22 protein-coding genes are annotated in these 20,747 nt (G+C 73.3%); 12 read left to right on the top strand and 10 right to left on the bottom strand.

Annotation, left to right across the window (positions count from 1 at the left end):
- Nucleotides 1-118: 118 nt before the first annotated feature.
- The 6 genes from RND61_RS14075 to RND61_RS14050 all read left to right on the top strand — a co-directional run bounded on the left by RND61_RS14075 (nucleotide 119) and on the right by RND61_RS14050 (nucleotide 6,420).
- Entirely contained in the window at nucleotides 119-1,660 is a 1,542-nt protein-coding gene (locus RND61_RS14075) for an ABC transporter ATP-binding protein (RefSeq protein ID WP_315878268.1), read from the top strand.
- The gene (locus tag RND61_RS14070; protein WP_315878267.1) at nucleotides 1,657-2,766 is read left to right on the top strand and encodes an ABC transporter permease; all 1,110 of its coding nucleotides are present in this window, start codon (nucleotides 1,657-1,659) and stop codon (nucleotides 2,764-2,766) included. The genes RND61_RS14075 and RND61_RS14070 overlap by 4 nt, the downstream gene beginning before the upstream one ends.
- Nucleotides 2,763-4,034: an ABC transporter permease gene (locus tag RND61_RS14065; RefSeq protein ID WP_315878266.1), complete on the top strand. Its 1,272-nt coding sequence runs from the start codon at nucleotides 2,763-2,765 to the stop codon at nucleotides 4,032-4,034. Before RND61_RS14070 ends, RND61_RS14065 begins: the two co-directional genes overlap by 4 nt.
- Complete coding sequence (locus RND61_RS14060; RefSeq protein ID WP_315878265.1) at nucleotides 4,031-4,435, top strand: cytidine deaminase; 405 nt, start codon at nucleotides 4,031-4,033, stop codon at nucleotides 4,433-4,435. The genes RND61_RS14065 and RND61_RS14060 overlap by 4 nt, the downstream gene beginning before the upstream one ends.
- A gap of 112 nt (nucleotides 4,436-4,547) precedes the next feature.
- Complete coding sequence (locus RND61_RS14055; RefSeq protein ID WP_315878264.1) at nucleotides 4,548-5,825, top strand: thymidine phosphorylase; 1,278 nt, start codon at nucleotides 4,548-4,550, stop codon at nucleotides 5,823-5,825.
- A gap of 244 nt (nucleotides 5,826-6,069) precedes the next feature.
- Nucleotides 6,070-6,420 (top strand): STAS domain-containing protein, encoded by a 351-nt coding sequence (locus RND61_RS14050; RefSeq protein ID WP_315878263.1) that lies wholly within the window; start codon nucleotides 6,070-6,072, stop codon nucleotides 6,418-6,420.
- Here RND61_RS14050 and RND61_RS14045 read toward each other — a convergent pair.
- The 3 genes from RND61_RS14045 to RND61_RS14035 all read right to left on the bottom strand — a co-directional run bounded on the left by RND61_RS14045 (nucleotide 6,353) and on the right by RND61_RS14035 (nucleotide 9,549).
- A complete protein-coding gene (locus RND61_RS14045) occupies nucleotides 6,353-7,330 on the bottom strand; it encodes a sigma-70 family RNA polymerase sigma factor (RefSeq protein WP_315878262.1) in 978 nt (325 codons plus the stop codon). The genes RND61_RS14050 and RND61_RS14045 overlap by 68 nt on opposite strands.
- Nucleotides 7,331-7,411: 81 nt before the next feature.
- Entirely contained in the window at nucleotides 7,412-8,062 is a 651-nt protein-coding gene (locus tag RND61_RS14040) for a L,D-transpeptidase family protein (protein WP_391653465.1), read from the bottom strand.
- A 182-nt stretch (nucleotides 8,063-8,244) separates the two neighbouring features.
- On the bottom strand, nucleotides 8,245-9,549 hold the full coding sequence (locus RND61_RS14035; protein WP_315878260.1) for an MFS transporter: 1,305 nt from the start codon (nucleotides 9,547-9,549) through the stop codon (nucleotides 8,245-8,247).
- A 63-nt stretch (nucleotides 9,550-9,612) separates the two neighbouring features.
- Between RND61_RS14035 and RND61_RS14030 the strand changes: the two genes are divergently transcribed.
- Both RND61_RS14030 and RND61_RS14025 read left to right on the top strand, forming a co-directional pair.
- Nucleotides 9,613-10,575, top strand: a complete 963-nt coding sequence (locus RND61_RS14030; protein ID WP_315878259.1) for a LysR family transcriptional regulator — start codon at nucleotides 9,613-9,615, stop codon at nucleotides 10,573-10,575.
- 48 nt (nucleotides 10,576-10,623) lie between these two features.
- Nucleotides 10,624-11,022 carry a hypothetical protein gene (locus tag RND61_RS14025; RefSeq protein ID WP_315878258.1) on the top strand — a complete coding sequence of 133 codons (399 nt, stop codon included), beginning with the start codon at nucleotides 10,624-10,626 and terminating at the stop codon, nucleotides 11,020-11,022.
- Between the two features lies 1 nt (nucleotide 11,023).
- On the opposite strand, the gene RND61_RS14020 is transcribed toward RND61_RS14025, so the two are convergent.
- Nucleotides 11,024-11,800 (bottom strand): alpha/beta hydrolase, encoded by a 777-nt coding sequence (locus RND61_RS14020; RefSeq protein ID WP_315878257.1) that lies wholly within the window; start codon nucleotides 11,798-11,800, stop codon nucleotides 11,024-11,026.
- 281 nt (nucleotides 11,801-12,081) lie between these two features.
- Between RND61_RS14020 and RND61_RS14015 the strand changes: the two genes are divergently transcribed.
- On the top strand, nucleotides 12,082-13,236 hold the full coding sequence (locus tag RND61_RS14015) for an adenosine deaminase (RefSeq protein ID WP_315878256.1): 1,155 nt from the start codon (nucleotides 12,082-12,084) through the stop codon (nucleotides 13,234-13,236).
- A 133-nt stretch (nucleotides 13,237-13,369) separates the two neighbouring features.
- Nucleotides 13,370-13,693 (top strand): ATP-binding protein, encoded by a 324-nt coding sequence (locus RND61_RS14010; protein WP_315878255.1) that lies wholly within the window; start codon nucleotides 13,370-13,372, stop codon nucleotides 13,691-13,693.
- Nucleotides 13,694-13,807: 114 nt separating this feature from the next.
- Here the strand turns inward: RND61_RS14010 and RND61_RS14005 are convergent, their stop codons facing one another.
- The 5 genes from RND61_RS14005 to afsQ1 form a co-directional block, all read right to left on the bottom strand.
- Nucleotides 13,808-14,008: a PspC domain-containing protein gene (locus tag RND61_RS14005; RefSeq protein WP_315878254.1), complete on the bottom strand. Its 201-nt coding sequence runs from the start codon at nucleotides 14,006-14,008 to the stop codon at nucleotides 13,808-13,810.
- Nucleotides 14,009-14,099: 91 nt separating this feature from the next.
- The gene (locus tag RND61_RS14000; protein WP_315878253.1) at nucleotides 14,100-14,690 is read right to left on the bottom strand and encodes a VanZ family protein; all 591 of its coding nucleotides are present in this window, start codon (nucleotides 14,688-14,690) and stop codon (nucleotides 14,100-14,102) included.
- 721 nt (nucleotides 14,691-15,411) lie between these two features.
- Nucleotides 15,412-16,080 carry a hypothetical protein gene (locus RND61_RS13995; protein ID WP_315878252.1) on the bottom strand — a complete coding sequence of 223 codons (669 nt, stop codon included), beginning with the start codon at nucleotides 16,078-16,080 and terminating at the stop codon, nucleotides 15,412-15,414.
- Nucleotides 16,067-17,812 (bottom strand): ATP-binding protein, encoded by a 1,746-nt coding sequence (locus RND61_RS13990; RefSeq protein ID WP_391653432.1) that lies wholly within the window; start codon nucleotides 17,810-17,812, stop codon nucleotides 16,067-16,069. The genes RND61_RS13995 and RND61_RS13990 overlap by 14 nt, the downstream gene beginning before the upstream one ends.
- Entirely contained in the window at nucleotides 17,710-18,387 is a 678-nt protein-coding gene (afsQ1, locus tag RND61_RS13985; RefSeq protein WP_174887765.1) for a two-component system response regulator AfsQ1, read from the bottom strand. Before afsQ1 ends, RND61_RS13990 begins: the two co-directional genes overlap by 103 nt.
- Before the next feature lie 192 nt (nucleotides 18,388-18,579).
- Between afsQ1 and RND61_RS13980 the strand changes: the two genes are divergently transcribed.
- Nucleotides 18,580-19,359, top strand: coding sequence for a SigE family RNA polymerase sigma factor (locus tag RND61_RS13980; RefSeq protein WP_315878251.1), 780 nt, complete (start codon nucleotides 18,580-18,582; stop codon nucleotides 19,357-19,359).
- A 224-nt stretch (nucleotides 19,360-19,583) separates the two neighbouring features.
- Here RND61_RS13980 and RND61_RS13975 read toward each other — a convergent pair whose 3' ends face one another.
- Entirely contained in the window at nucleotides 19,584-20,288 is a 705-nt protein-coding gene (locus RND61_RS13975) for a uridine kinase (RefSeq protein ID WP_391653430.1), read from the bottom strand.
- Between the two features lie 54 nt (nucleotides 20,289-20,342).
- Here RND61_RS13975 and RND61_RS13970 point away from each other — a divergent pair, with 54 nt between their 5' ends.
- On the top strand, nucleotides 20,343-20,690 hold the full coding sequence (locus RND61_RS13970; protein WP_315878249.1) for a hypothetical protein: 348 nt from the start codon (nucleotides 20,343-20,345) through the stop codon (nucleotides 20,688-20,690).
- The last annotated feature ends 57 nt before the right edge of the window (nucleotides 20,691-20,747 follow it).

Raw genomic sequence — 20,747 nt, 5'->3', positions numbered from 1 at the left:
CTCCGGCGCGATAACTTCGGCCACACCGAGCCCCACCGTGCCCGCCCGTCCTCCCCCTGCTTCTCCGCTCCTTTCCCGCCAAGGAGAGTGCGTCATCAACGCGTCCAGCCCCCCCGCCGTGGAACTGCGCGGCATCACCAAGCGCTTCCCCGGCGTCGTCGCCAACCACGACATCGACATCACCATCCGCAAGGGCACCGTCCACGCCCTGGTCGGTGAGAACGGTGCCGGCAAGTCGACCCTGATGAAGATCCTCTACGGCATGCAGAAGCCGGACGAGGGCACCATCACGATCGACGGCAACCAGGTCTCCTTCTCCAGCCCGGCCGACGCCATCGCGACCGGCATCGGCATGGTCCACCAGCACTTCATGCTGGCCGACAACCTCACGGTGCTGGAGAACGTCGTCCTCGGCGGCGAGAAGCTGCACGGCATCGGCTCCCGCGCCCGCGACAGGATCAAGGAGATCTCCGACGCGTACGGGCTGAACATCCGCCCCGACGTGCTCGTCGAGCACCTCGGCGTCGCCGACCGCCAGCGCGTGGAGATCCTCAAGGTCCTCTACCGCGGCGCCCGCACGCTCATCCTCGACGAGCCGACCGCGGTGCTGGTCCCGCAGGAGGTCGACGCGCTCTTCGACAACCTGCGCGAGCTGAAGGCCGAGGGCCTCACCGTCATCTTCATCTCCCACAAGCTGGGCGAGGTGCTGTCCGTCGCCGACGACATCACCGTCATCCGGCGCGGCACGACGGTGGGCACGGCCGACCCGAGGACCACCACGACCAAGCAGCTCGCCGAGCTGATGGTCGGCAGCGAGCTGCCCTCGCCCGAGACCCGCGAGTCGACGGTCACGGACGTGCCGATGCTCCGGGTCGACGGCCTGCGCCTCGCGCAGACCGACCCCGACGGCATCGTCCGCGAGGTCCTCGGCGGGATCACGTTCACCATCCACAAGGGCGAGGTCCTGGGCATCGCCGGGGTGGAGGGCAACGGCCAGACCGAGCTGATCGAGGCCCTGATCGGCATGCGGGTCCCCGACGGCGGCGTCATCACCCTCGACGGCGAGGACATCTCCCACGCCCCCACGCGCAAGCGCCGCGAGGGCGGCATCGGCTACATCCCCGAGGACCGCCACCGCCACGGTCTGCTGCTGGAGTCCCCGCTGTGGGAGAACCGCATCCTCGGCCACGTCACCGAGTCGCCCAACAGCAGGCGCGGCGTCCTCGACCCGAAGGCGGCCCGCCGGGACACGGAGCGGATCGTGCGCGAGTACGACGTCCGCACCCCCGGCATCGAGGTCACCGCGGCGTCCCTCTCCGGCGGCAACCAGCAGAAGCTGATCGTCGGCCGCGAGATGAGCCACCACCCGAAGTTCCTGATCGCCGCCCACCCCACCCGCGGCGTGGACGTCGGCGCGCAGGCCCAGATCTGGGACCAGATCCGGGAGGCCCGCCGCGAGGGCCTCGCGGTGCTGCTGATCTCCGCCGACCTGGACGAGCTGATCGGGCTCTCCGACACCCTGCGGGTGATGTACCGCGGCCGCCTGGTCGCGGACGCGGACCCCGCCACGATCACCCCCGAGGAGCTGGGCTCGGCCATGACGGGCGCCGCCACCGGCCACCTTGAGCACAACCACGACGCGGACGGTGAGGGCCGATGAAGAAGTTCGACAGGGACAAGGTGCTGCTGGGCATCGCCGGCCCGGCGCTCGCCCTGGCCGTGGCCTTCGTCCTCACCACGCTGGTGCTGCTCGCCTCGGGCCTCGACCCGTTCGGGCTGTACGACCTGATGATCCAGGAGGCGGAGTACCCGGACATCCAGGTCCTCATCCTCAACCAGACGGGCACGTACTACCTGGCGGCCCTGGCCGTCGCCGTCGGCTTCCGGATGAACCTGTTCAACATCGGCGTCGACGGCCAGTACCGCCTCGCGGCGATGCTCGCCGCCGTGGTCGGCGCGGCCGTCAACCTGCCGGGCCCCCTCCAGATCCTGCTGGTCGTGTTCGTCGCCGTCCTCGTCGGTGCCTTCTGGGCCGGCATCGCCGGCTTCCTGAAGACCACCCGCGGCGTCAGCGAGGTCGTCTCGACGATCATGCTGAACGCCATCGCGACCAGCCTGATCGCCTGGCTGATCCTGCCCGCCAACCTCGGTGAGCAGCTGGAGGGCTCCAACGACCTCACCACCGGTGTGATGGCCGAGTCCGGCTGGATGACCGGCCTGGCGGTCGAGGGCGGCAACATCTACGGCTTCACCTTCGTCGCCTTCGCGCTCGGCGTCGTCTACTGGTTCGTCCTCAACCGCACCCGCTTCGGCTTCGACCTGCGCGCCACCGGCGCCAGCGAGACCGCCGCCCAGGCGAGCGGCGTCGACGCCAAGAAGATGGTGCTGACCGCCATGCTGATCTCCGGCGGCGTCGCGGGCCTCACCGGCCTGCCGCTGCTGCTGGGCCAGACCCACACGTACAGCTTCGCCTTCCCGGCCGGTGTCGGCTTCACGGGCATCACCATCGCCCTGCTCGGCCGGAACAACCCCCTCGGCCTCTTCTTCGCCGCGCTGCTCATCTCCTTCCTGGAGAAGGCGTCCGCCTCGCTGGACCAGTACGGCTACCCGAAGGAGATCACCACGATCATGAAGGGTCTCATCGTGATCGCGGTGGTCGTGTCGTACGAACTCGTCCGGCAGTACGGGCTCCGCCGGCAGCAGCAGAAGGTGGGCGAGGAGCTCGCCGCCCAGGCCCGCAAGAACAAGGAGGACGTGGCGGCATGAGCGAGTCCACGAGCACTGTTACCCCCGCGGCGACCGCGCCGCGGAAGGGCGGCGGGCGCCGCAGGCTGTCCCCGCCCGTCATCCTGCTGATCGTCGCGGCCGGACTCGCGCTGTTCTCGCTGGTCCGCGTCGTCAGCGGCGCCGACGACCTGACCTCGGTCGGCCAGGTGTCCGGCGCCCTCCAGCTGGCCGTGCCGATCGGCCTGGCCGGCCTCGGCGGCCTGTGGGCCGAACGGGCCGGCGTGGTCAACATCGGCCTCGAGGGCATGATGGTCCTCGGCACCTGGTTCGGCGCCTGGGCCGGCTACCAGTGGGGCCCCTGGACCGGTGTCCTCCTCGGCCTCGTCGGCGGCGCGCTCGGCGGCCTGCTGCACGCGGTCATGACGGTCACCTTCAACGTCAACCACATCGTCTCCGGCGTGGCGATCAACATCCTCGCCCTCGGCGCCACCCAGTACCTGTCGAACTTCACGTTCGCCGAGGCCCCCGGCGGCTCCTCCAAGCAGTCCCCGCGCATCGAGGCGATCGACCGCATCACCGTCCCCGGGCTGTCGGACTGGCTCGGCGACCTCCAGGGCAGGCACTGGTTCTTCGTCTCCGACCTGGCCGGCGTGGTCGGCGGCGTCCTCACCAACCTGTCGCTGCTGACCGTGGTCGCGCTGCTGCTGATCCCCGCCACCTGGTGGATCCTGTGGCGCACCGGCTTCGGCCTGCGGCTGCGCTCCTGCGGCGAGAACCCGGTCGCCGCCGAGTCCCTGGGCGTCAACGTCTACAAGTACAAGTACATCGCCGTCCTCGTCTCCGGCGCCCTCGCCGGCCTCGGCGGCGCGTTCCTGGCGATCGTGTCGACCGGCATCTACCAGGAGGGCCAGACCGGCGGGCGCGGCTTCATCGGCCTCGCCGCGATGATCTTCGGCAACTGGATGCCGGGCGGCCTCGCCCTCGGCGCCGGCCTCTTCGGCTTCACCGACAGCCTCAAGCTGCGCGGCGGCGCCGAGAACGTCCACGCCATGCTGCTCCTCCTGGCGATCCTGCTGGTCGTCGCGCTGGTGTGGACGCTGTACAAGAAGAAGTACGTGGCCGCCGCCGTCTCCGCCGTCTGTGCCGCCGTCCTCTTCGCCTGGTACGCGATGACGGAGACGCTGCCCAGCCAGTTCGTCGACGCCGCGCCGTACGTCACGACGCTGCTCGTGCTGGCCCTGTCCGCGCAGCGGCTGAGGATGCCCAAGGCCGACGGCCTGCCGTACAAGAAGGGCCAGGGCAAGTGACCACCGCCCCGGAGCCGCCCTTCGACTGGGACGCCCTGTACGCCGCGGCGCGGGAGGCCATGTCCCACGCGTACGCACCGTACTCCGGCTACCCGGTCGGGGCGGCGGCGGCCGTCGACGACGGCCGCACGGTCACCGGCTGCAACGTGGAGAACGCCTCGTACGGGATCGGCCTGTGCGCCGAGTGCGGACTCGTCTCCCAGCTCCAGGCCACGGGCGGCGGCCGGCTCACGCACTTCGTGTGCGTGGACGGCCGCGGCGAGACGCTCGTGCCCTGCGGGCGCTGCCGGCAGTTGCTGTTCGAGTTCGGCGGCGGCGAGCTGCTGCTGGACACCCCCGCCGGTGTGCGGACGCTGGCCGAGATGCTGCCGCAGGCGTTCGGCCCCGGGCACCTCACGTAGCCACCGAGCCCGGCGCGGCCCTCCCCTCCCACCGGGCGGGAGGGCCGCGCCGCTCATTTCCTCTACGCGCGGAGAAACTTCGGCGTAGCCCGCTGGAAGGAACACTGAGCCCATGGACGCGATTTCCGTCATCCGCACGAAGCGGGACCGGGGCGAGCTGACCCCGGAACAGATCGACTGGGTCATCGACGCCTACACGCGCGGTGAGGTCGCCGACGAGCAGATGTCGGCCCTCGCGATGGCGATCCTGCTCAACGGCATGAACCGGGCGGAGATCGCCCGCTGGACCGCCGCCATGATCGCCTCGGGCGAGCGGATGGACTTCTCCTCGCTCTCCCACCCCACCGCCGACAAGCACTCCACCGGCGGCGTCGGCGACAAGATCACGCTGCCGCTCGCCCCGCTCGTCGCCGCGTGCGGCGCCGCCGTGCCGCAGCTCAGCGGCCGGGGCCTCGGCCACACCGGCGGCACGCTCGACAAGCTGGAGTCCATCCCCGGCTGGCGCGCCCTGCTCTCCAACGAGGAGATGCTGCACGTCCTCGACACGACCGGCGCCGTGATCTGCGCGGCGGGCGACGGCCTCGCCCCCGCCGACAAGAAGCTGTACGCGCTGCGCGACGTGACCGGCACGGTCGAGGCGATCCCGCTGATCGCCTCCTCGATCATGTCGAAGAAGATCGCCGAGGGGACGGGCTCGCTCGTCCTGGACGTGAAGGTCGGTTCCGGCGCCTTCATGAAGAACATCGACGACGCCCGCGAGCTGGCCTCCACCATGGTCGGCCTGGGCACCGACCACGGCGTGCGCACGGTCGCCCTGCTCACCGACATGTCGACACCGCTCGGCCTGACGGCGGGCAACGCCCTGGAGGTCCGCGAGTCCGTCGAGGTCCTCGCCGGCGGTGGCCCCGCCGACGTCGTCGAGCTGACCGTCGCGCTCGCCCGCGAGATGCTCGACGCGGCCGGCCTGCGGGACGCCGACCCGGCGAAGGCCCTCGCGGACGGCTCCGCGATGGACGTGTGGCGCCGCATGATCGCCGCGCAGGGCGGCGACCCGGACGCCGAGCTGCCGGTCGCCCGGGAGCGGCACGTGGTGACCGCCCCCTCCTCCGGCGTCCTGACCCGCCTCGACGCGTACGGCGTCGGTGTCGCCGCCTGGCGCCTCGGCGCGGGCCGCGCCCGCAAGGAGGACCCGGTGCAGGCGGGCGCCGGTGTGGAGCTGCACGCCAAGCCGGGTGACACGGTCACCGCCGGCCGGCCGCTGATGACGCTGCACACGGACACGCCGGAGAAGTTCGACTACGCCCTGAAGGCCCTGGAGGGCGCCTGGGACATCGCTCCGGCGGGCACCGCCTTCACGCCGGGGCCGATCGTCCTCGACCGCATCTCCTGACCCCACCCCGGACGCCCCCGGACGGCCGCCCCCGGATCCCGCTCTCGGACGGCCGTCTCCGGACCCCGTCCTCGGACGGCTGCCCCCGGACCCGTCCTCGGACGGTCGTCCCCGGACCCCGCCTTCGCGCCCCCGCCCCCGGCCCCCGCCCGGACGGGTCGTCCGGGCGGGCCGCCCCGGCGCACGCCGGACCGGGTCCCCGTCTGCCCGATGAGTTCCGGGCGCGGCGGGGGTCTGGTCTGGTGTGGATGACACGGATCCGATCGTTCTGCGGGTCGGCGGGCTGATCGAGCCCGCCGACGCGCCACGCCTGTGCGGCGAGCTGACCGCGCTCCTCGACGGCGCCGCCCCGGGCGCGGCGGCCGTCGTCGACGCGGCCGCGCTCGTACGCCCCGACCTGGCCGCCGTCGACGCGCTCGCCCGGCTGCACCTGACCGCCCGCCGGCTGGGCCACCCGCTCGCCGTACGGAACGCGCGGTCCGACCTACGGGCCCTGCTGACGCTCGTAGGGCTCGCGGACCGACTGCTCACGCCTCCAGGCGGTCCGGCAGGTCGAACAGCGGGAACCACCGCTTCACGTCCAGGAACGACGTGATCCCCGAGACCTTCCCGCCGGCGGTCTCGACGACCATGAGCGCCCACGGGCTGAACCCGCCCTCCGGGTCCGGGTGGTAGTGCGCGAACGCCGGCGTACCGTTCGCCACCGTCGGCACCAGGCGCGAGCCCCGGCAGACCTCGCCGACGCCCAGCATCCAGCCCACGATGTCGTCGTGGCCGCGCAGCCAGAGGTCGTAGGGCGGCATGGACAGCGTCGCGTCCTCGTGGAGCAGTGCCGTCAGCGCCGCCATGTCGTACGCCTCGAACGCCGCCACGTACCGGTTCAGGAGGTCCCGCTGCCCCGCGTCCAGCGGGTCCGCCGTGTCCGTCCGCGCCGGGTCCGAGGCGGCGAGCGTCGCGCGGGCCCGCTGGAGCGCGCTGTTCACCGACGCGACCGACGTCTCCAGCAGCTCCGCCACCTCACTGGCCTTCCAGGCCAGCACCTCCCGCAGGATCAGCACCGCCCGCTGCTTGGCCGGCAGGTGCTGGAGCGCCGCGACGAACGCCAGGCGCACCGACTCGCGGGCCAGGGCCGTCTCCGCCGGGTCGGCGGTCTGCGGCAGCACCCGCCCGTCGGGCACCGGCTCCAACCAGGTCACCTCGGGGCGGGCGGTGAGCTGTGCCTGCGCGACGGGCGTCGGCGCCGTCAGGTCCATCGGGCGGGCCCGGCGGTTGCCGGCGTTGAGCGCGTCCATGCAGACGTTCGTCGCGATCCGGTACAGCCAGGAGCGCAGCGACGAGCGGCCTTCGAACCGGTCGAGGGCGCGCCAGGCGCGCACCATCGTGTCCTGTACGGCGTCCTCCGCCTCGAAGGCCGAGCCGAGCATCCGGTAGCAGTACCCGGTCAGCTCCGTCCGGTACTCCTCCAGCCGGGCCTCCAGGCCCTCGGGAGCCACCACATCCGCCATCGCGTCCACCCCTGTCGCGCTGTGCCGTCCATCTGTCTGGAAGCTACCGGAGGGCACTGACAACGCGGGCGGGGCGGCGCGTCACGTGCCGGGCTTGCGCCCGTACACGAACACGTCGTCGCCGTTCCGCAGCAGGTTCCAGTACGCCTTCGCGTCGGCGGGCCGCATGTTGACGCAGCCCCCGGAACCCGGCGGGTTGTACATGGACTTGGTGGTCGAGTGGAACGCCTGCCCGCCGTCGAAGAACTGCGAGTGCGGCATCCACACCTTGTAGATCGTCGACCAGTGCTTCAGGCTCCGGTGGTAGATCTTCTTCGCGCCGGTGCGGGTCTCCGCGCCGTCCCGGCCCGTGCGGACCGGCACCGGCCCGTACACCAGCTTCGACCCGTCCTGGACCCAGCTGAGCTGCCGGGTCAGGTCGACGCAGGCGATCCGCCCCTTGTTGACCGGGCAGGCGCCGGCCTTGTTGGGCGTCTTCCCGGCGGCCCGCTGCTTCAGGATCGTGTCCATCGTGCGCCAGGTGAGCGGCCCGGCGTAGCCGGCGGTCGGCGTGATGCCGTGCGCCTGCTGGAACGACCGGATCGCCCGGCAGTCGGCCGTCGACTGCCGCCCGTCCACCGGCCTGCCCAGGAACTTCTCGACCTGCTTCTGGTAAGGCCCGGTCTGCGCCGTGCACGCGGTCGCCGCCTGCGCGGAGCCCGCGCCCACGGCCAGCGTCAGCGGCACGACCATCCCCGCCACGCCCAGTGCGACGCCGGTGCGCCGCCGCCACGTCCCGTCCTTGACCCCCATGTGCCTCTCCCCCTCGCGTCCGGTGGGATTTCCGTACCCGTAGGACGCGCGGGGGAGTCCGATGGTTACGTCGATTTCCGGCGCCTTCGCGGCGCGGCCCCGGTGCGGGGCGGGCACGGGGGTCACCGCGGTCCGCCGGCCGCCACGACCGGCGACCGCCGCTCCACCCGTACGTCCCGTTCCCGCACCCGCCGCTCCGCCACGCGCGCGCTGTGCGTGCCGTACAGGGTGACGGAGGCGACGCCGACGACGGCGACCAGGCCCAGCAGGACCGTGCCCGACCAGCCGCCCGCGTGGTAGGCGACGGCGCCGAGCGCGCCGCCCGCGCTGCTGCCGAGGTAGTACGCCGACTGGTACAGCGCCGACGCCTGCGCCCGGCCGGTGGTCGCCGTCCGGCTCACCGACGACGAGGCGACGGCGTGGCCGGCGAAGAACCCCGCCGTGATGAGGACCAGCCCCGCCAGTACGGCGGCCAGCGCCCCGGAGAGCGACAGCAGCAGACCGGCCGCCGTCGTGGCCGCCGCCAGGTACAGCGCCCCGCGCCGCCCCATGCGCCCGACCAGCGCCCCGGCCGCGGCCGACGACGCGGTGCCGACCAGGTACACGAGGAACACCGATCCGACGACGCCCTGCGGCAGCGAGAACGGCGCCTCCACCAGCCGGTAGCCGATCACCGTGTACACGGCGCCGAACACCGTCATGAACAGCGCGCCGATCGCGTACAGCCGCAGCATCAGCGGGTCCGACAGGTGCCCGCGCACCGTCCGCGCCATCGTGCGCGGGTCCAGCGGCGACGGCGCGAAGTGCCGCGCGGCGGGCAGCAGCAGCCGGTACGCCACCGCGCACGCCACCGCCATCAGCCCCACGGCGGCGAGTCCCGCCCGCCAGCCCCACAGCTGCGCCACCCAGCCGGTCACGATGCGGCCGCTCATCCCGCCGACGCTGTTGCCCGCGACGAACAGCCCGATCGCGGCGACCAGCGCCTTCGGCCGGACCTCCTCCGCCAGGTACGCCATCGCCGACGCCGGCACCCCGGCCAGCGCCGCGCCCTGCACGGCGCGCAGCACGACCAGCCACTCCAGGTTCGGCGCGAACGGCACCAGCAGTCCCACGGCGACGGCCGTCGCCAGCGATCCGGTCATCACGGCCCGCCGCCCGAACCGCTCCGACAGGGCGCTCATCGGCAGCACGCACAGCGCGAGCGCGCCGGTCGCGGCGGAGACGGTCCAGCTCGCGGCCGACGCGGTGACCGCGAAGTCGGCGGAGACGGCCGGGAGCAGGGCCTGGGTCGAGTAGAGGAGGGCGAACGTCGCGACGCCGGCGGCGAAGAGGGCGAAGCTCATGCGGCGGTGGCCGGGACGTCCGGGGGCGAGGCGCGTGTCGGCGTCCACGGCTGTCGTGGACGCCTTGGTACTGGCGGGAGACATGTGACGACCGTACGGAGCGCCCGGATCATGCGTCCAATGCATGGAACGGCTTTAATCGTTCCCATGGAGCATGAGTACAGGTCACAGCCTCGCCTGTCACTGAACAGTAACGAAGAAGAAATCGGCCTGCTGCTTGCGCCCCGCCTGGCGTACTTCGCGGCCGTCGCCCGCCACGAGCACGTGACCAGGGCCGCGCGGGAGACGGGCGTCCCGCAGTCGACGCTGTCGCGGGCCGTGGCGCGCCTGGAGGAGGACCTGGGCGTCACGCTGTTCGCGCGGAAGGGCCGCGCCCTGTCGCTGACCCCGGCGGGCCGGACGTTCCTGCTGTCCGTGGAGCGGGCCCTCGGCGAGGTGGAGCGGGCCGCCGAGGCCGTGCGCGCCGACGTCGACCCGTCGGCGGGGCGCGTCGCGTTCGGCTTCCTGCACACGATGGGCTCGGAGACCGTACCGGGCCTGCTGCGGGCGTTCCGCGTCGACCACCCGAAGGTCCGCTTCACGCTCGTCCAGAACTACGGCGAGGCGATGATCGAGCGGCTCAGGGCGGGGGAGCTGGACCTGTGCCTGACCTCCCCGGTGCCCGACGCCCCCGACCTGGTCGCCCGCCGCCTCGACGAGCAGCGGCTGCGGCTGGTCGTGCCGGACGACCACCGGCTGGCCGGCCGCAAGCGCATCCGGCTCGCGGAGGCGGCCGACGAGGCGTTCGTCACCCTGGAGCCGGGGTACGGGCTGCGCCGCATCACCGACGACCTGTGCGCCGAGGCGGGGTTCCGGCCGCGCGTCGCGTTCGAGGGCGAGGAGGCCGAGACGCTGCGCGGGCTGGTCGCCGCGGGTCTGGGCGTCGCCCTGCTGCCGCCGCCCGCGGTGCCCCGCCCGGGCGTGGTCGAACTGACGGTGACGGCGCCGCGCGCGGTCCGCGAGATCGGCGTCGCCTGGCAGGCGGGCCGCCCGGACACCCCTCCGGTGGCGGCGTTCAAGAAGTTCCTGCTGTCCCGCCGCGGCAGGCTCCTGGGCGTCTCCGAGCAGTAGCCGGGCGCCGCACGGCATCGGGCGGCGCGCACCGGGTACCCGACGGCCATGACCAGGAACGACGACCAGCATCCCGTACAGCGGCACGACGCGGACCGGCACGACGCGGACCGGCGGCGCGAGGTGGACCAGCGGAGCGGCCACGAGGCGGAGGCCGCCGCGTCCGCCCACCGGGCGGAGGAGGAGCGGGCGGAGTCGCGGCCGTTCAGCTACCCGTACCCCGAGCGCCGCGCCGGCGTCCGCGCCACCCGCCACATCTCGCGCGAGGAGGCCGACGCGGACAGCGTCCCCGGCGTCCCGGGCGGTTACGGCACGACCGGCGGCGGCCAGCCCGGCGGCAGCCCCGGCATCAACCCGGACCGCAGGGGCACCCTCGACCCGTCCGAGTACGCCGACACGATCGCCGGAGGCGAACCCGACCCGCGCCGCAACCCGAAGGACGACTGACTCAGGGCCGCAGCGAACGCCCGAACCCGGCTGCCAGCGGCATGCGCAGCCCCAGCGGCGGCGGCGCGGCGAACGCGTCGGTGACCGGGCGGGTGTACGGGCGGTCGAAGAGGGAGCCCAGCACGAAGTCCGCCGCCAGCGCCAGGACTTCGTCGTGGTGCTGGCGCAGCGCGTGCCCGTCCGAGTGGACCTCGAAGCGGCACGTCGACCGGTTCGCCTTCTTCGCCCGCACCGCCAGCCGGTACGACAGGTCGGGGTGGGCGGCGGCGTCCGTCGTGCCGTGCACGATCATCACCTGGCGGCCGACGAGGTGCCGGACCGGCTCCGGCTCGGCGGCCACGTCGTCCTCCGGCAGCCACGGCGCGAGCGCCAGCACGGACGCGACGGCCGCGTGCCCGGCCGCCCGCAGCGCCGCCCGCCCGCCCATGCCGTGCCCGACGAGGCAGACCGGTACGTCGCCGTGGCGCCGCACCACCTCGGCGACGGCCCACCGCGCGTCCACCGCGAGTCGCGCGTCGGCGCCGTTCCAGCCGCGCCCCCCGTACCGGACCACGTGCGCGACCAGCCCTTCGTCGCGGCCCGCCCGTGCGAGTCGACGCGCCAGGGGCAGCAGCGCGGCGCGGTGCAACGGCGAGGCGCGGCGCGTCGACTCGGGCGCGCCGTCCGGGAGGAGGAGCACCACCCCGCCGACCGCCGCCGCCGAATCCGAACCCCCTACGGCCCTCCCCAGGCGCGGCTGCCGAGCGCGGCCCGGACCTACGAGTGCGTGGTGTGCCATGGCAGAACAGTCTCAGAAGACGAGGTGTACGCCACCCGTACACACGGTCACTGTTCCGTATCGGGTGAGGGGGCGCGGGCACGGGAGGACCGGTGCGCGGGTACGCGGGTGGGCGGGCGCCGGAGCGGGGAGGGGAAGTGCGTGGACCGTCCGCGGAGCCGGGGACCCGCGGGGCCGGAAGGGCGCGCGGGCGCGCGGCCGGCCTCCGACCCCCGCCGGGAGCGCCCCGGAGGCGGAACGACCCGGAAAAACAGGAACCAAAGGGAAGCTACAGTGCGAAAATGACGAGCCAGAACCTCACCCTCCCCACCGCGGACCAGATCCGCCGCGCCCCGAAGGTCCTGCTCCACGACCACCTCGACGGAGGGCTGCGCCCCGGCACGGTCGTCGACCTGGCCCGCGCGTGCGGGTACGACGCCCTGCCCGAGACCGAGCCGGACCGACTCGGCAGGTGGTTCCGCGAGGCCGCCGACTCCGGTTCCCTGGAGCGGTACCTGGAGACCTTCGCCCACACCTGCGCCGTCATGCAGACCCGCGAGGCCCTCTTCCGCGTCGCCGCCGAGTGCGCGCAGGACCTCGCCGAGGACGGCGTCGTGTACGCCGAGGTCCGCTACGCCCCCGAGCAGCACCTGGAGGGCGGTCTCACCCTCGACGAGGTCGTCGCCGCCGTCAACGACGGCTTCCGCGAGGGTGAGCGCCGCGCCCGCGAGGGCGGCCACCGCATCCGCGTCGGCGCCCTGCTCACCGCGATGCGGCACGCCGCCCGCGCCCTGGAGATCGCCGAACTCGCCAACGCCCACCGCGACGCGGGCGTCGTCGGCTTCGACATCGCGGGCGCCGAGGCCGGCTACCCGCCCACCCGGCACCTCGACGCCTTCGAGTACCTGAAGCGGGAGAACAACCACTTCACCATCCACGCCGGCGAGGCGTTCGGCCTGCCGTCGATCTGGCAGGCCATCCAGTGGTGCGGCGCCGACCGGCTCGGCCACGGCGTCCGCATCATCGACGACATCCAGGTGGCCGACGACGGCACCGTCACCCTGGGCCGCCTCGCCGCGTACGTACGCGACAAGCGCATCCCGTTGGAGATGTGCCCCACCTCCAACCTCCAGACCGGCGCCGCCACCTCCTACGCGGAGCACCCCATCGGCCTGCTCCGCCGCCTCCACTTCCGCACCACCGTCAACACTGACAACCGGCTGATGTCCGGCACCAGCATGAGCCGCGAATTCGAGCTGCTGACCGAGACATTCGGCTACACGCTCGACGACATGCAGTGGTTCACGGTCAATGCGATGAAATCAGCATTCATTCCTTTCGATGAACGGCTGGCGATGATCAACGATGTGATCAAGCCCGGATATGCCGAGCTGAAATCCGAATGGCTGTTCAGTCAGACCGCCGCCACCAGGGCGTCTTCCCCGGGAAAAGCCTGAAACGGCCTCACCGGCGGTGAGCGGAACGGCCGGAAGCTCCGTACTCCGGCCGTTCCCCCTGTTTGCGGGCCGCGCCGCACGGTGGCTAGGTTGCAGAGCCGCTCATCCCCGATTTCCCCAAGGAAGAATTTCGATGAAGCAGTCCGCTGCCAAGACCCTCGGTGTTGCCGCGCTCGGTGCCGCTTTCGCCGTCTCCGCCGCCGGCAGCGCCTCCGCGCTCACCACCGTCCCCACCGGCCCGGTCCTGAAGACCGCCGCCGAGGCGCTGCCCGTCGGACAGCTCACCTCCGCGCTGCCCGGCGGCGAGGACGAGACCGCGACCCTCGCGGAGGGCACCCTCCGCTCCGCCACCGAAGCGGCCCCCGCGGTCCCGGTCGACACCCCGCTCGACCCCGTCCTCAAGCTCCTCGGCGGCCTCCCCGTCGGCACCTCCCTCCCGGTCCCCGGCCTCGGCTGAACCGACCCCGTACGTACGACGGCGGTGGGCGCGCACCCGTAAGGGGCGCGCCCACCGCCGTACCGCCGTGTCGGGGACACCGGCGCGGGCGCGGGGACCGTGGGCGCGTGGGCGCTACCAGGCCGGGGTCGCGGACTTCTCCGTCGGCAGCAACATCCACAGCGCCAGGTACAGCAGGAACTGCGGGCCCGGCAGCAGACACGACGCCACGAAGATCACACGCATCGTGGTCGTCGAGGTGCCGAAGCGCCGTGCCAGCGCCGCGCACACTCCACCGATCACGCGTCCGTCACGGGGGCGGGCAAGTGCGGCCATGGTGGGCTCCTTCGTGAGGGGCTTCGCGGAAGCCGCCGTCGGGCTTCCGATGACTTCATCCTCACCCGCCTACCCCGGACAAAGCATCGGACTACGGGGCGATCCCGACCCTGGGAATCCTCGGGGTCGCCCCCTGGGGTCCCTCCTCCCGCCGAAGGGCCCCGCCCTCCCGCCGCTTCCTCCCCAGGACGGACCCCCGCCCCGCCCCGGCACGCGGACCACCCGTCCCGCCACCCGGCCCGGACATCCGGCGCCGCAGCCGCGCCCGGCACGCCGGTACGACGGCCAGGTGCGCCAGCGCCACCCCCGCCGTGTTCAACAGCACCGCGTCCACGTCCACGACCCGGCCGGGCACCGCCGTCTGCAACAACTCGATCCCCAGGGACACCAGCGCCCCCGCCGACACCGTCCGCACCAGCGACGCCCACGGCGCCACGTCGAGCCGCGCGTCCGCCAACGGCAGCAGCACACCCAGCGGCGCCAGCAACAGCAACGCCTCACCGATCCGCCGCACCGCCTCGGCCGGACCCAGCACCAGATCGGCCTTGATCCCGGCGAGCGGCTCCAGGTTCGCCGCCGTCACCCACGTCACGTCCAACGGCCGCAACGTCAGCCACCCCACGAGCACCAGATGGAGGAAGAGAAGGGTGAGCCCCGCCACGCGGTAGCGGATGGCGGCCATGCCGCCCGAACCTTGACGCTGCACGCCCCCCAAGACGCGGAGACCGGCAGGATCGGTTCCGCCCTTTTTGAGGCTCGTTCCGCCTCCGGGGCGCTGTGAGCGGGTGTCGAGGCGGCGAACGTGCTCAGCGCTCCGCGCCGCCCTTTTTTGGGCTCGTTCCGCCTCCGGGGCGCTGTGAGCGGGTGTCGAGGCGGCGAACGTGCTCAGCGCTCCGCGCCGCCCTTTTTGAGGCTCGTTCCGCCTCCGGGGCGCTGTGAGCGGGTGTCGAGGCGGCGAACGTGCTCAGCGCTCCGCGCCTCCGCGCGATCGCCCCCTCGACACCCGCGCGCCCCTTCGGCTTCACGAGCGGCCCATGGGGCCTCCTCCCCCTTCCAGCCCGCAAGAGGCCTCGGCCTCATCAGCCGTGCGCCGACCCCTCCCGTCACCCGCAACGCCCCTCCGAGCCCGTGAGCGGCCCAGGGGCGCACCGTCCCCCTCCCGGCTCGCAGGGGTCTGCGGTCCCACGGGGCGCGCGGTCATCCTTCCGGTATCCGCGCCTCCCTCCGGCCCCTAAGCGGTCCACGGGGACACCTCCCTCCCGGTCCGCGCGGTCCTCCGGTTTCACGAGCCTGCGCGCGATCACCGTCCCTGGCACCCGCGCGCCTCCGACTCTCCGAGCGGCCCACGGGGGACACCCTCCCCTCCCCGGGCCCGCGCGGGCCCGGGGCGCCCTTCCGGGTCGTCAGGGGGCCTGGGTCGGTACCGGGGACTCCGGGCGGTCCTTCACCTTCTCGTCGCACACGTAGCGCCGCACCGGGTACTTCCCCGGCCCGCCCAGCACCACGGCGCCGCGCACCGAGGTCGCCTCCGCCTCCCCGTACGTGCACACGATCTGCGACAGCGCCACCGGCGGCAGGTCCTCCGGCTGCCGGCTCAGCCGCAGCGCGCCCTCCGGATCGCCCGCGCGGCCCGCCGTCACCGTCAGCGGGCCCTCCAGGTACGTGGTGAAGCCCGCCTGCCGCTCGCTCTGCGACGGCCGCTCCCGCATCGCGTCGAGCAGCGCCTGCGCGACGGCGACCCGCCCCGCCTCCTCCGACGCGCCGTCCTCCGGCCGTACGGTGCGGTCCACCGCCTCCAGGCCCGACGCGCACACCAGGTACACCCGCGCCGGCACCCCCGCCCCGGGGGCCACCGTCAGCGAGGCCGCCTCCGACAGGCTGCACGGCACCCGCGACGGCGCCCCGCCCGCGTCGACCGGCACCGACGTCGTACGGATGCCGCACCCGGCGGTCACCACCGCCAGCACGGCCGCCCCGGCCAGCACCCGCCACCGGCGGGCGGCCGAACCTCCGGCGGCGCCCGGGGACGGATCCCGGCCCGCAGCCCGCCCGCCGCCGTCAGGCACGCGCATCCCGCTCGCCACTGTGCTGCCCCTCATCCCCTGGACCGTCGTTCCCACGGCCGTCACGGCCGCCCCCGTCACCGCGCGCGGAGCCGCCCTCCCCGGCACCCCCGTCGCGGGCCGCGACCTCCGAACCGTCACGGGGCAGCCGCAGCGTGAACACCGCGCCGTCCCCGTCCGGAGAGTTGGCCGCGGTGATGTCACCGCCGTGGATCAGCGCGTTCTCCATGGCGATCGACAGCCCCAGCCCGCTGCCCTCCGACCGCGGCCGGGACGCGCTCGCCTTGTAGAACCGGTCGAAGACGTGCGGCAGCACGTCCTCCGGGATGCCCGGCCCGTGGTCCCGCACCCGCACGATCAGGTCGTCGCCCGCCGTCCGCACCGACACCCGCACCGGCGAACCGCCGTGCTTGAGCGCGTTGCCGATCAGGTTCGCGAGTATCACGTCCAGCCGGCGCGGATCCAGCCGCGCCACGATGCCCCGCTCGGCGTCCAGCTCCACCGCGTCCAGCCACGCCCGCGCGTCGATGCACGCCGTCACCTGGTCGGCCACGTCCACGTCGTCCAGGACCAGCTTCGCCGTACCGGCGTCGAACCGCGTGACCTCCATCAGGTTCTCGACCAGCGTGTTCAGCCGCCGCGTCTCGCTGATCACCAGCGACACGGCCGGGGCGACCATCGGGTCGAGGCTGTCCTGCTCCTCCTCCAGGACCTCCGTCACCGCCGTCAGCGCCGTCATCGGCGTCCGCAGCTCGTGCGACATGTCCGCCACGAACCGGCGGCTGGACTCCTCCCGCGCGCTCATGTCCGCGACCTTCTTCTGCAGGCTCTCCGCCGCGCTGTTGAACGTCCGCGCCAGCTCCGCGAGCTCGTCCGTACCGGACACCCGCAGCCGCGTGTCGAGCTTGCCCTCACCGAGCCGCCGCGCCGCCTCGCCCAGCCGGTGCACCGGCTTCAACACCGTCGTCGCCGCGACCTGCGCCAGCAGCGCGGACCCGAGGAGCGCCAGCAGCGTCGCCACACCGAGCGACCAGCCCAGCGAGTTCAGGTCCTGCCGCTCCGGCTCCAGCGACTTCAGCATGTACCCGGTCGGCCCGCCGCCGATGATCCGCGTCCCGCCCACCAGGTACGGCGTGCCGCGCAGCGTCGTCCGCAGCCAGAACACGTGGTACGAGTGCTTGTTCCCGGCGGTGAGCTCCTGCTCCTCGTCCACCGCCGTCCGCAGCGACGCCGGTACGTCGCGCAGCGTGAACCGGTCCGGGTCCGACGTGCCGACGATCGGCTTGCCCGCGTCCCGCTCGCCCAGCAGCACCACGCTGTACCCGCCGCCGCCCCCGGCCATCAACTCGGCGGTCTGCCGCAGCTCCTCCTCCGTGGGCCGCAGCGGCAGCGCTGCCGCCCGGTTCTGCATCTCCTGCTTGAAGTCGCCGAGCGCCGCCTCCTGCGTACGCGTCAGCACCGCCTCGCGGTTCAGCCAGTACGCGATCCCCGACGCCGACACGGCCGCCGTCAGCGCGACCAGGCCGAACACGACGATCAACCGCACCCGCAGACTCGTCCACCGCTTCCCCGCGCTCAGCGCTCTCCGCCCGCCCTTCACCGCACCGCTCGACGTGCCGTCCCGTTCCTCCCGCATGCTCACGCGGGGGCGTCGAGCCGGTAACCGACACCGCGCACCGTACGGATCAGGGTCGGCGACGACGGAACGTCCTCCACCTTCGCCCGCAGCCGCTGCACGCACGCGTCCACCAGACGCGAGTCACCCAGGTAGTCGTGCTCCCACACCAGCCGCAGCAACTGCTGCCGCGACAGCGCCTGACCCGGCCGGCGGCTCAGCTCCAGCAGCAGCCGCAGCTCGGTCGGCGTCAGCTGGAGCTCCTCGCCGTTCTTCGTCACCGTCATCGCCGACCGGTCGATGACCAGCGCGCCGAAGGTCGCCGAGTCCGTCGTCTCCCGCTCCCCGCGCCGCAGCACGGCACGGATCCGGGCGTCCAGCACCCGCCCCTGCACCGGCTTCACGACGTAGTCGTCCGCGCCCGACTCCAGGCCGACCACCACGTCGATGTCGTCGCTGCGCGCGGTCAGCAGGATGATCGGAAGCTGGTCCGTGCGCCGGATGCGCCGGCACACCTCGAAACCGTCGATGCCGGGCAGCATCACGTCCAGGACGATCAGGTCCGGCCGCTGTTCCCGGAGCAGCTTCAGGCCGTCCTCACCCGTCGCCGCGGTGGCCACACGGTGGCCCTGGCGGGACAGCGAGAGTTCGAGGGCCGTGCGGATGGCGTCGTCGTCCTCGATCAGCAACAGGAAAGGCACGGCGTCATTCTGTCCCATGGGAGGAGACGAGATCGACCCGTGGAGCGCTCCCACGGCCCGTCCGGTACCGGACCGGTACGGCCGCGGGCCCCTGTGACACGCCTGTGACAGTCGGCGGACACCGTCATGAACTCCCCTCGGCAGTCTTCTTTCCACACGGATGAACCGACTCCACGACGGCAGGGGGGCGTGATGAACGCAGTGCAGCACAGCACCACCTCGAACGCAGTTGTCACGCCTCTCCACGACGTCGCGCGGAGCACCGGGAAGTCCGGTACGGACGGGAGCACCTCCCTGCTCGAACGGAGCCGGGAGCACGGGGGAGGGCGGGGGTGCGTCCGCGGCGCCGGACGCCCGCACAAGACGCCCTACATGGTGGCCCTGTCCGACGGGGGAAGGACGTACGGGGAGGTCATGGGGGAGCGGAAGGCCCCGGCGAGGAGGGGGAACGCGGAAGCCGCGTTCACCGCCTACGTCAAGGAGCGCCGCGCCTCCCTGTACGCCACCGCCTACCACCTGACCGGCGACCGGCACGAGGCCGAGGACCTGCTGCAGAGCGCGCTGTTCTCGACGTACCGCGCCTGGGACCGGATCAGCGACAAGGCGGCGGTCGGCGGCTACCTGCGCCGCACGATGACTAACCTGCACATCAGCGCCTGGCGGCGCCGCAAGCTCAACGAGTACCCGACGGAGGAACTGCCGGAGACGGCGGGCGAGTCCGACGCGATGCGCGGCACGGAGCTGCGCGCGGTGCTCTGGCAGGCGCTCGCCCGGCTGCCCGAACTGCAGCGCACCATGCTGGTCCTGCGCTACTACGAGGGCCGCACCGATCCGGAGATCGCGGAGATCCTGGACATCAGCGTGGGCACGGTGAAGTCGAGCATCTGGCGGTCGCTCCGCCGGCTGCGCGAGGACGAGGTCCTCAGCTTCGGCCGTGACCAGGAGGAGTCCTTCGGCCAGCTCGTGGCCTGAGGCACGGGGGAAAACGGGGGACCCGCGGGGGACGTGGGGGAACCCCACGGGGGATCACGGGGGACAGGGGGGAACCGGGGGAACACGAGGGGGGTGCCACGGGGGGAGAACCGGGGGAGACACCTGCGCCGGACAAGCTGGGGGGCTTGTCCGGCGCACGCCTCTTCCCGTCGCCTCCGCGGGCCCTCCCGTACGGCTCCGCCCGCCGTCCGCCGCGTCCCGCCCTACGCCGGCTCCGGCGCCCTCGGACTGCGGTGCCGCCCCGCCGCCGCGGCGGCCAGCCGGCCCAGTGCCTCGTCCTTCCCGCACGGGTGCGCGCCCAGCGCCGCCTGCCGGGCCACGATCGACCGCTCGGCGCGCATCAGCCGCCAGCCCCGGCGCAGCAGGAACGGCACCGACTTGCGGCCCTCGCGCAGGTCCCGCAGCAGCCGGCGCCGGAACGTCGTGGAGGGCCGGCCGCGCAGGCACAGCGCGTCCGCCAGTACGCCCAACTCCTCGCAGCGGCCCACGATGTCGGCGGCGAAGATGCCCTCCGCGACGAACAGCGGCGTGCGCGCGATGTCCAGGGTCTCGCGGTCGACGCGGGAACTGGTGGAGATGTCGTACACGGGGACCGTCGTACGGCCCGTGGCGCACAGCTCGACGATCGCGGCGACCGCCGCGTCCGCGTCCCACGATCCGGGGGAGTCCCAGTCGATGTCCGTGCTGCCCGGCACGAGCGGCAGGGTCGGGTCGTCGCCCTCCTTGTAGAAGTCGTCGAGCCGGAGCACGGGGAGTCCGGCGCGGGCGGCGAGGGACGACTTGCCGGAGCCGGAGGGGCCCGCGAGCAGCACGACGCGGGTCGGGATCGGTTGGGAACTCACGGGACACCAGTGTGAACCATTCACCCGGTAGGAGGGCCCTGCCGGGGACCCCTTGGTATCGAGCATCACACCTCCCTTACGGTGTGTGCCCGACCGAACACCCTCCAGGCGGGAAATCCCATGAACCCCTTGCTGAAGGCCGGACTGACCGTGTCGGCCCTGGGCGCCGCCCTCGGTGCCGCCGCAGGCCCCGCCCAGGCGGCCGACCTGCGGAAGGACGACCTGCAGGACGACTTCGCGACGGCCGCGCAGGTCGCGGCGCACGCGGCCGGGCACGCGACGGCCCCGGTGAAGCACCTGAAGGTCAACCCGCTGACCGGGACGGGCACGGACCCGCTGGACAACGGCGTCGGCGCGCAGGTGGCGGACTTCAAGCCCGTCGACACGACGTTCGTGACCGGTTCGCTCACCACCGTGCCCGACCTGCCCGCCGCCGGGCCGCTGCTGGGCGGGCTGCTCCCCGGCTGAGCCGCGCCCGGCCGGGTGCGCGCCGCGGGACCCGGCCGCACGACCCGCGCACGCGGC

Origin of the sequence: Streptomyces tamarix (assembly GCF_032423885.1) — a bacterium.
Lineage (GTDB): Bacteria > Actinomycetota > Actinomycetes > Streptomycetales > Streptomycetaceae > Streptomyces > Streptomyces tamarix.
This window is presented reverse-complemented; position numbering and strand designations above follow the sequence as displayed.

What these genes read in the sequence shown, in the direction of transcription:
- RND61_RS14070 (WP_315878267.1), top strand. Translation starts at nt 1,657, where the DNA reads ATGAAGAAGTTCGACAGGGACAAGGTGCTGCTGGGCATCGCCGGCCCG.
- RND61_RS14065 (WP_315878266.1), top strand. Translation starts at nt 2,763, where the DNA reads ATGAGCGAGTCCACGAGCACTGTTACCCCCGCGGCGACCGCGCCGCGG.
- RND61_RS14055 (WP_315878264.1), top strand. Translation starts at nt 4,548, where the DNA reads ATGGACGCGATTTCCGTCATCCGCACGAAGCGGGACCGGGGCGAGCTG.
- RND61_RS14045 (WP_315878262.1), bottom strand. Translation starts at nt 7,330, where the DNA reads ATGGCGGATGTGGTGGCTCCCGAGGGCCTGGAGGCCCGGCTGGAGGAG.
- RND61_RS14040 (WP_391653465.1), bottom strand. Translation starts at nt 8,062, where the DNA reads ATGGTCGTGCCGCTGACGCTGGCCGTGGGCGCGGGCTCCGCGCAGGCG.
- RND61_RS14035 (WP_315878260.1), bottom strand. Translation starts at nt 9,549, where the DNA reads ATGTCTCCCGCCAGTACCAAGGCGTCCACGACAGCCGTGGACGCCGAC.
- RND61_RS14030 (WP_315878259.1), top strand. Translation starts at nt 9,613, where the DNA reads ATGGAGCATGAGTACAGGTCACAGCCTCGCCTGTCACTGAACAGTAAC.
- RND61_RS14025 (WP_315878258.1), top strand. Translation starts at nt 10,624, where the DNA reads ATGACCAGGAACGACGACCAGCATCCCGTACAGCGGCACGACGCGGAC.
- RND61_RS14020 (WP_315878257.1), bottom strand. Translation starts at nt 11,800, where the DNA reads ATGGCACACCACGCACTCGTAGGTCCGGGCCGCGCTCGGCAGCCGCGC.
- RND61_RS14015 (WP_315878256.1), top strand. Translation starts at nt 12,082, where the DNA reads ATGACGAGCCAGAACCTCACCCTCCCCACCGCGGACCAGATCCGCCGC.
- RND61_RS14010 (WP_315878255.1), top strand. Translation starts at nt 13,370, where the DNA reads ATGAAGCAGTCCGCTGCCAAGACCCTCGGTGTTGCCGCGCTCGGTGCC.
- RND61_RS14005 (WP_315878254.1), bottom strand. Translation starts at nt 14,008, where the DNA reads ATGGCCGCACTTGCCCGCCCCCGTGACGGACGCGTGATCGGTGGAGTG.
- RND61_RS14000 (WP_315878253.1), bottom strand. Translation starts at nt 14,690, where the DNA reads ATGGCCGCCATCCGCTACCGCGTGGCGGGGCTCACCCTTCTCTTCCTC.
- RND61_RS13995 (WP_315878252.1), bottom strand. Translation starts at nt 16,080, where the DNA reads ATGCGCGTGCCTGACGGCGGCGGGCGGGCTGCGGGCCGGGATCCGTCC.
- RND61_RS13980 (WP_315878251.1), top strand. Translation starts at nt 18,580, where the DNA reads ATGAACGCAGTGCAGCACAGCACCACCTCGAACGCAGTTGTCACGCCT.
- RND61_RS13975 (WP_391653430.1), bottom strand. Translation starts at nt 20,288, where the DNA reads ATGCTCGATACCAAGGGGTCCCCGGCAGGGCCCTCCTACCGGGTGAAT.
- RND61_RS13970 (WP_315878249.1), top strand. Translation starts at nt 20,343, where the DNA reads ATGAACCCCTTGCTGAAGGCCGGACTGACCGTGTCGGCCCTGGGCGCC.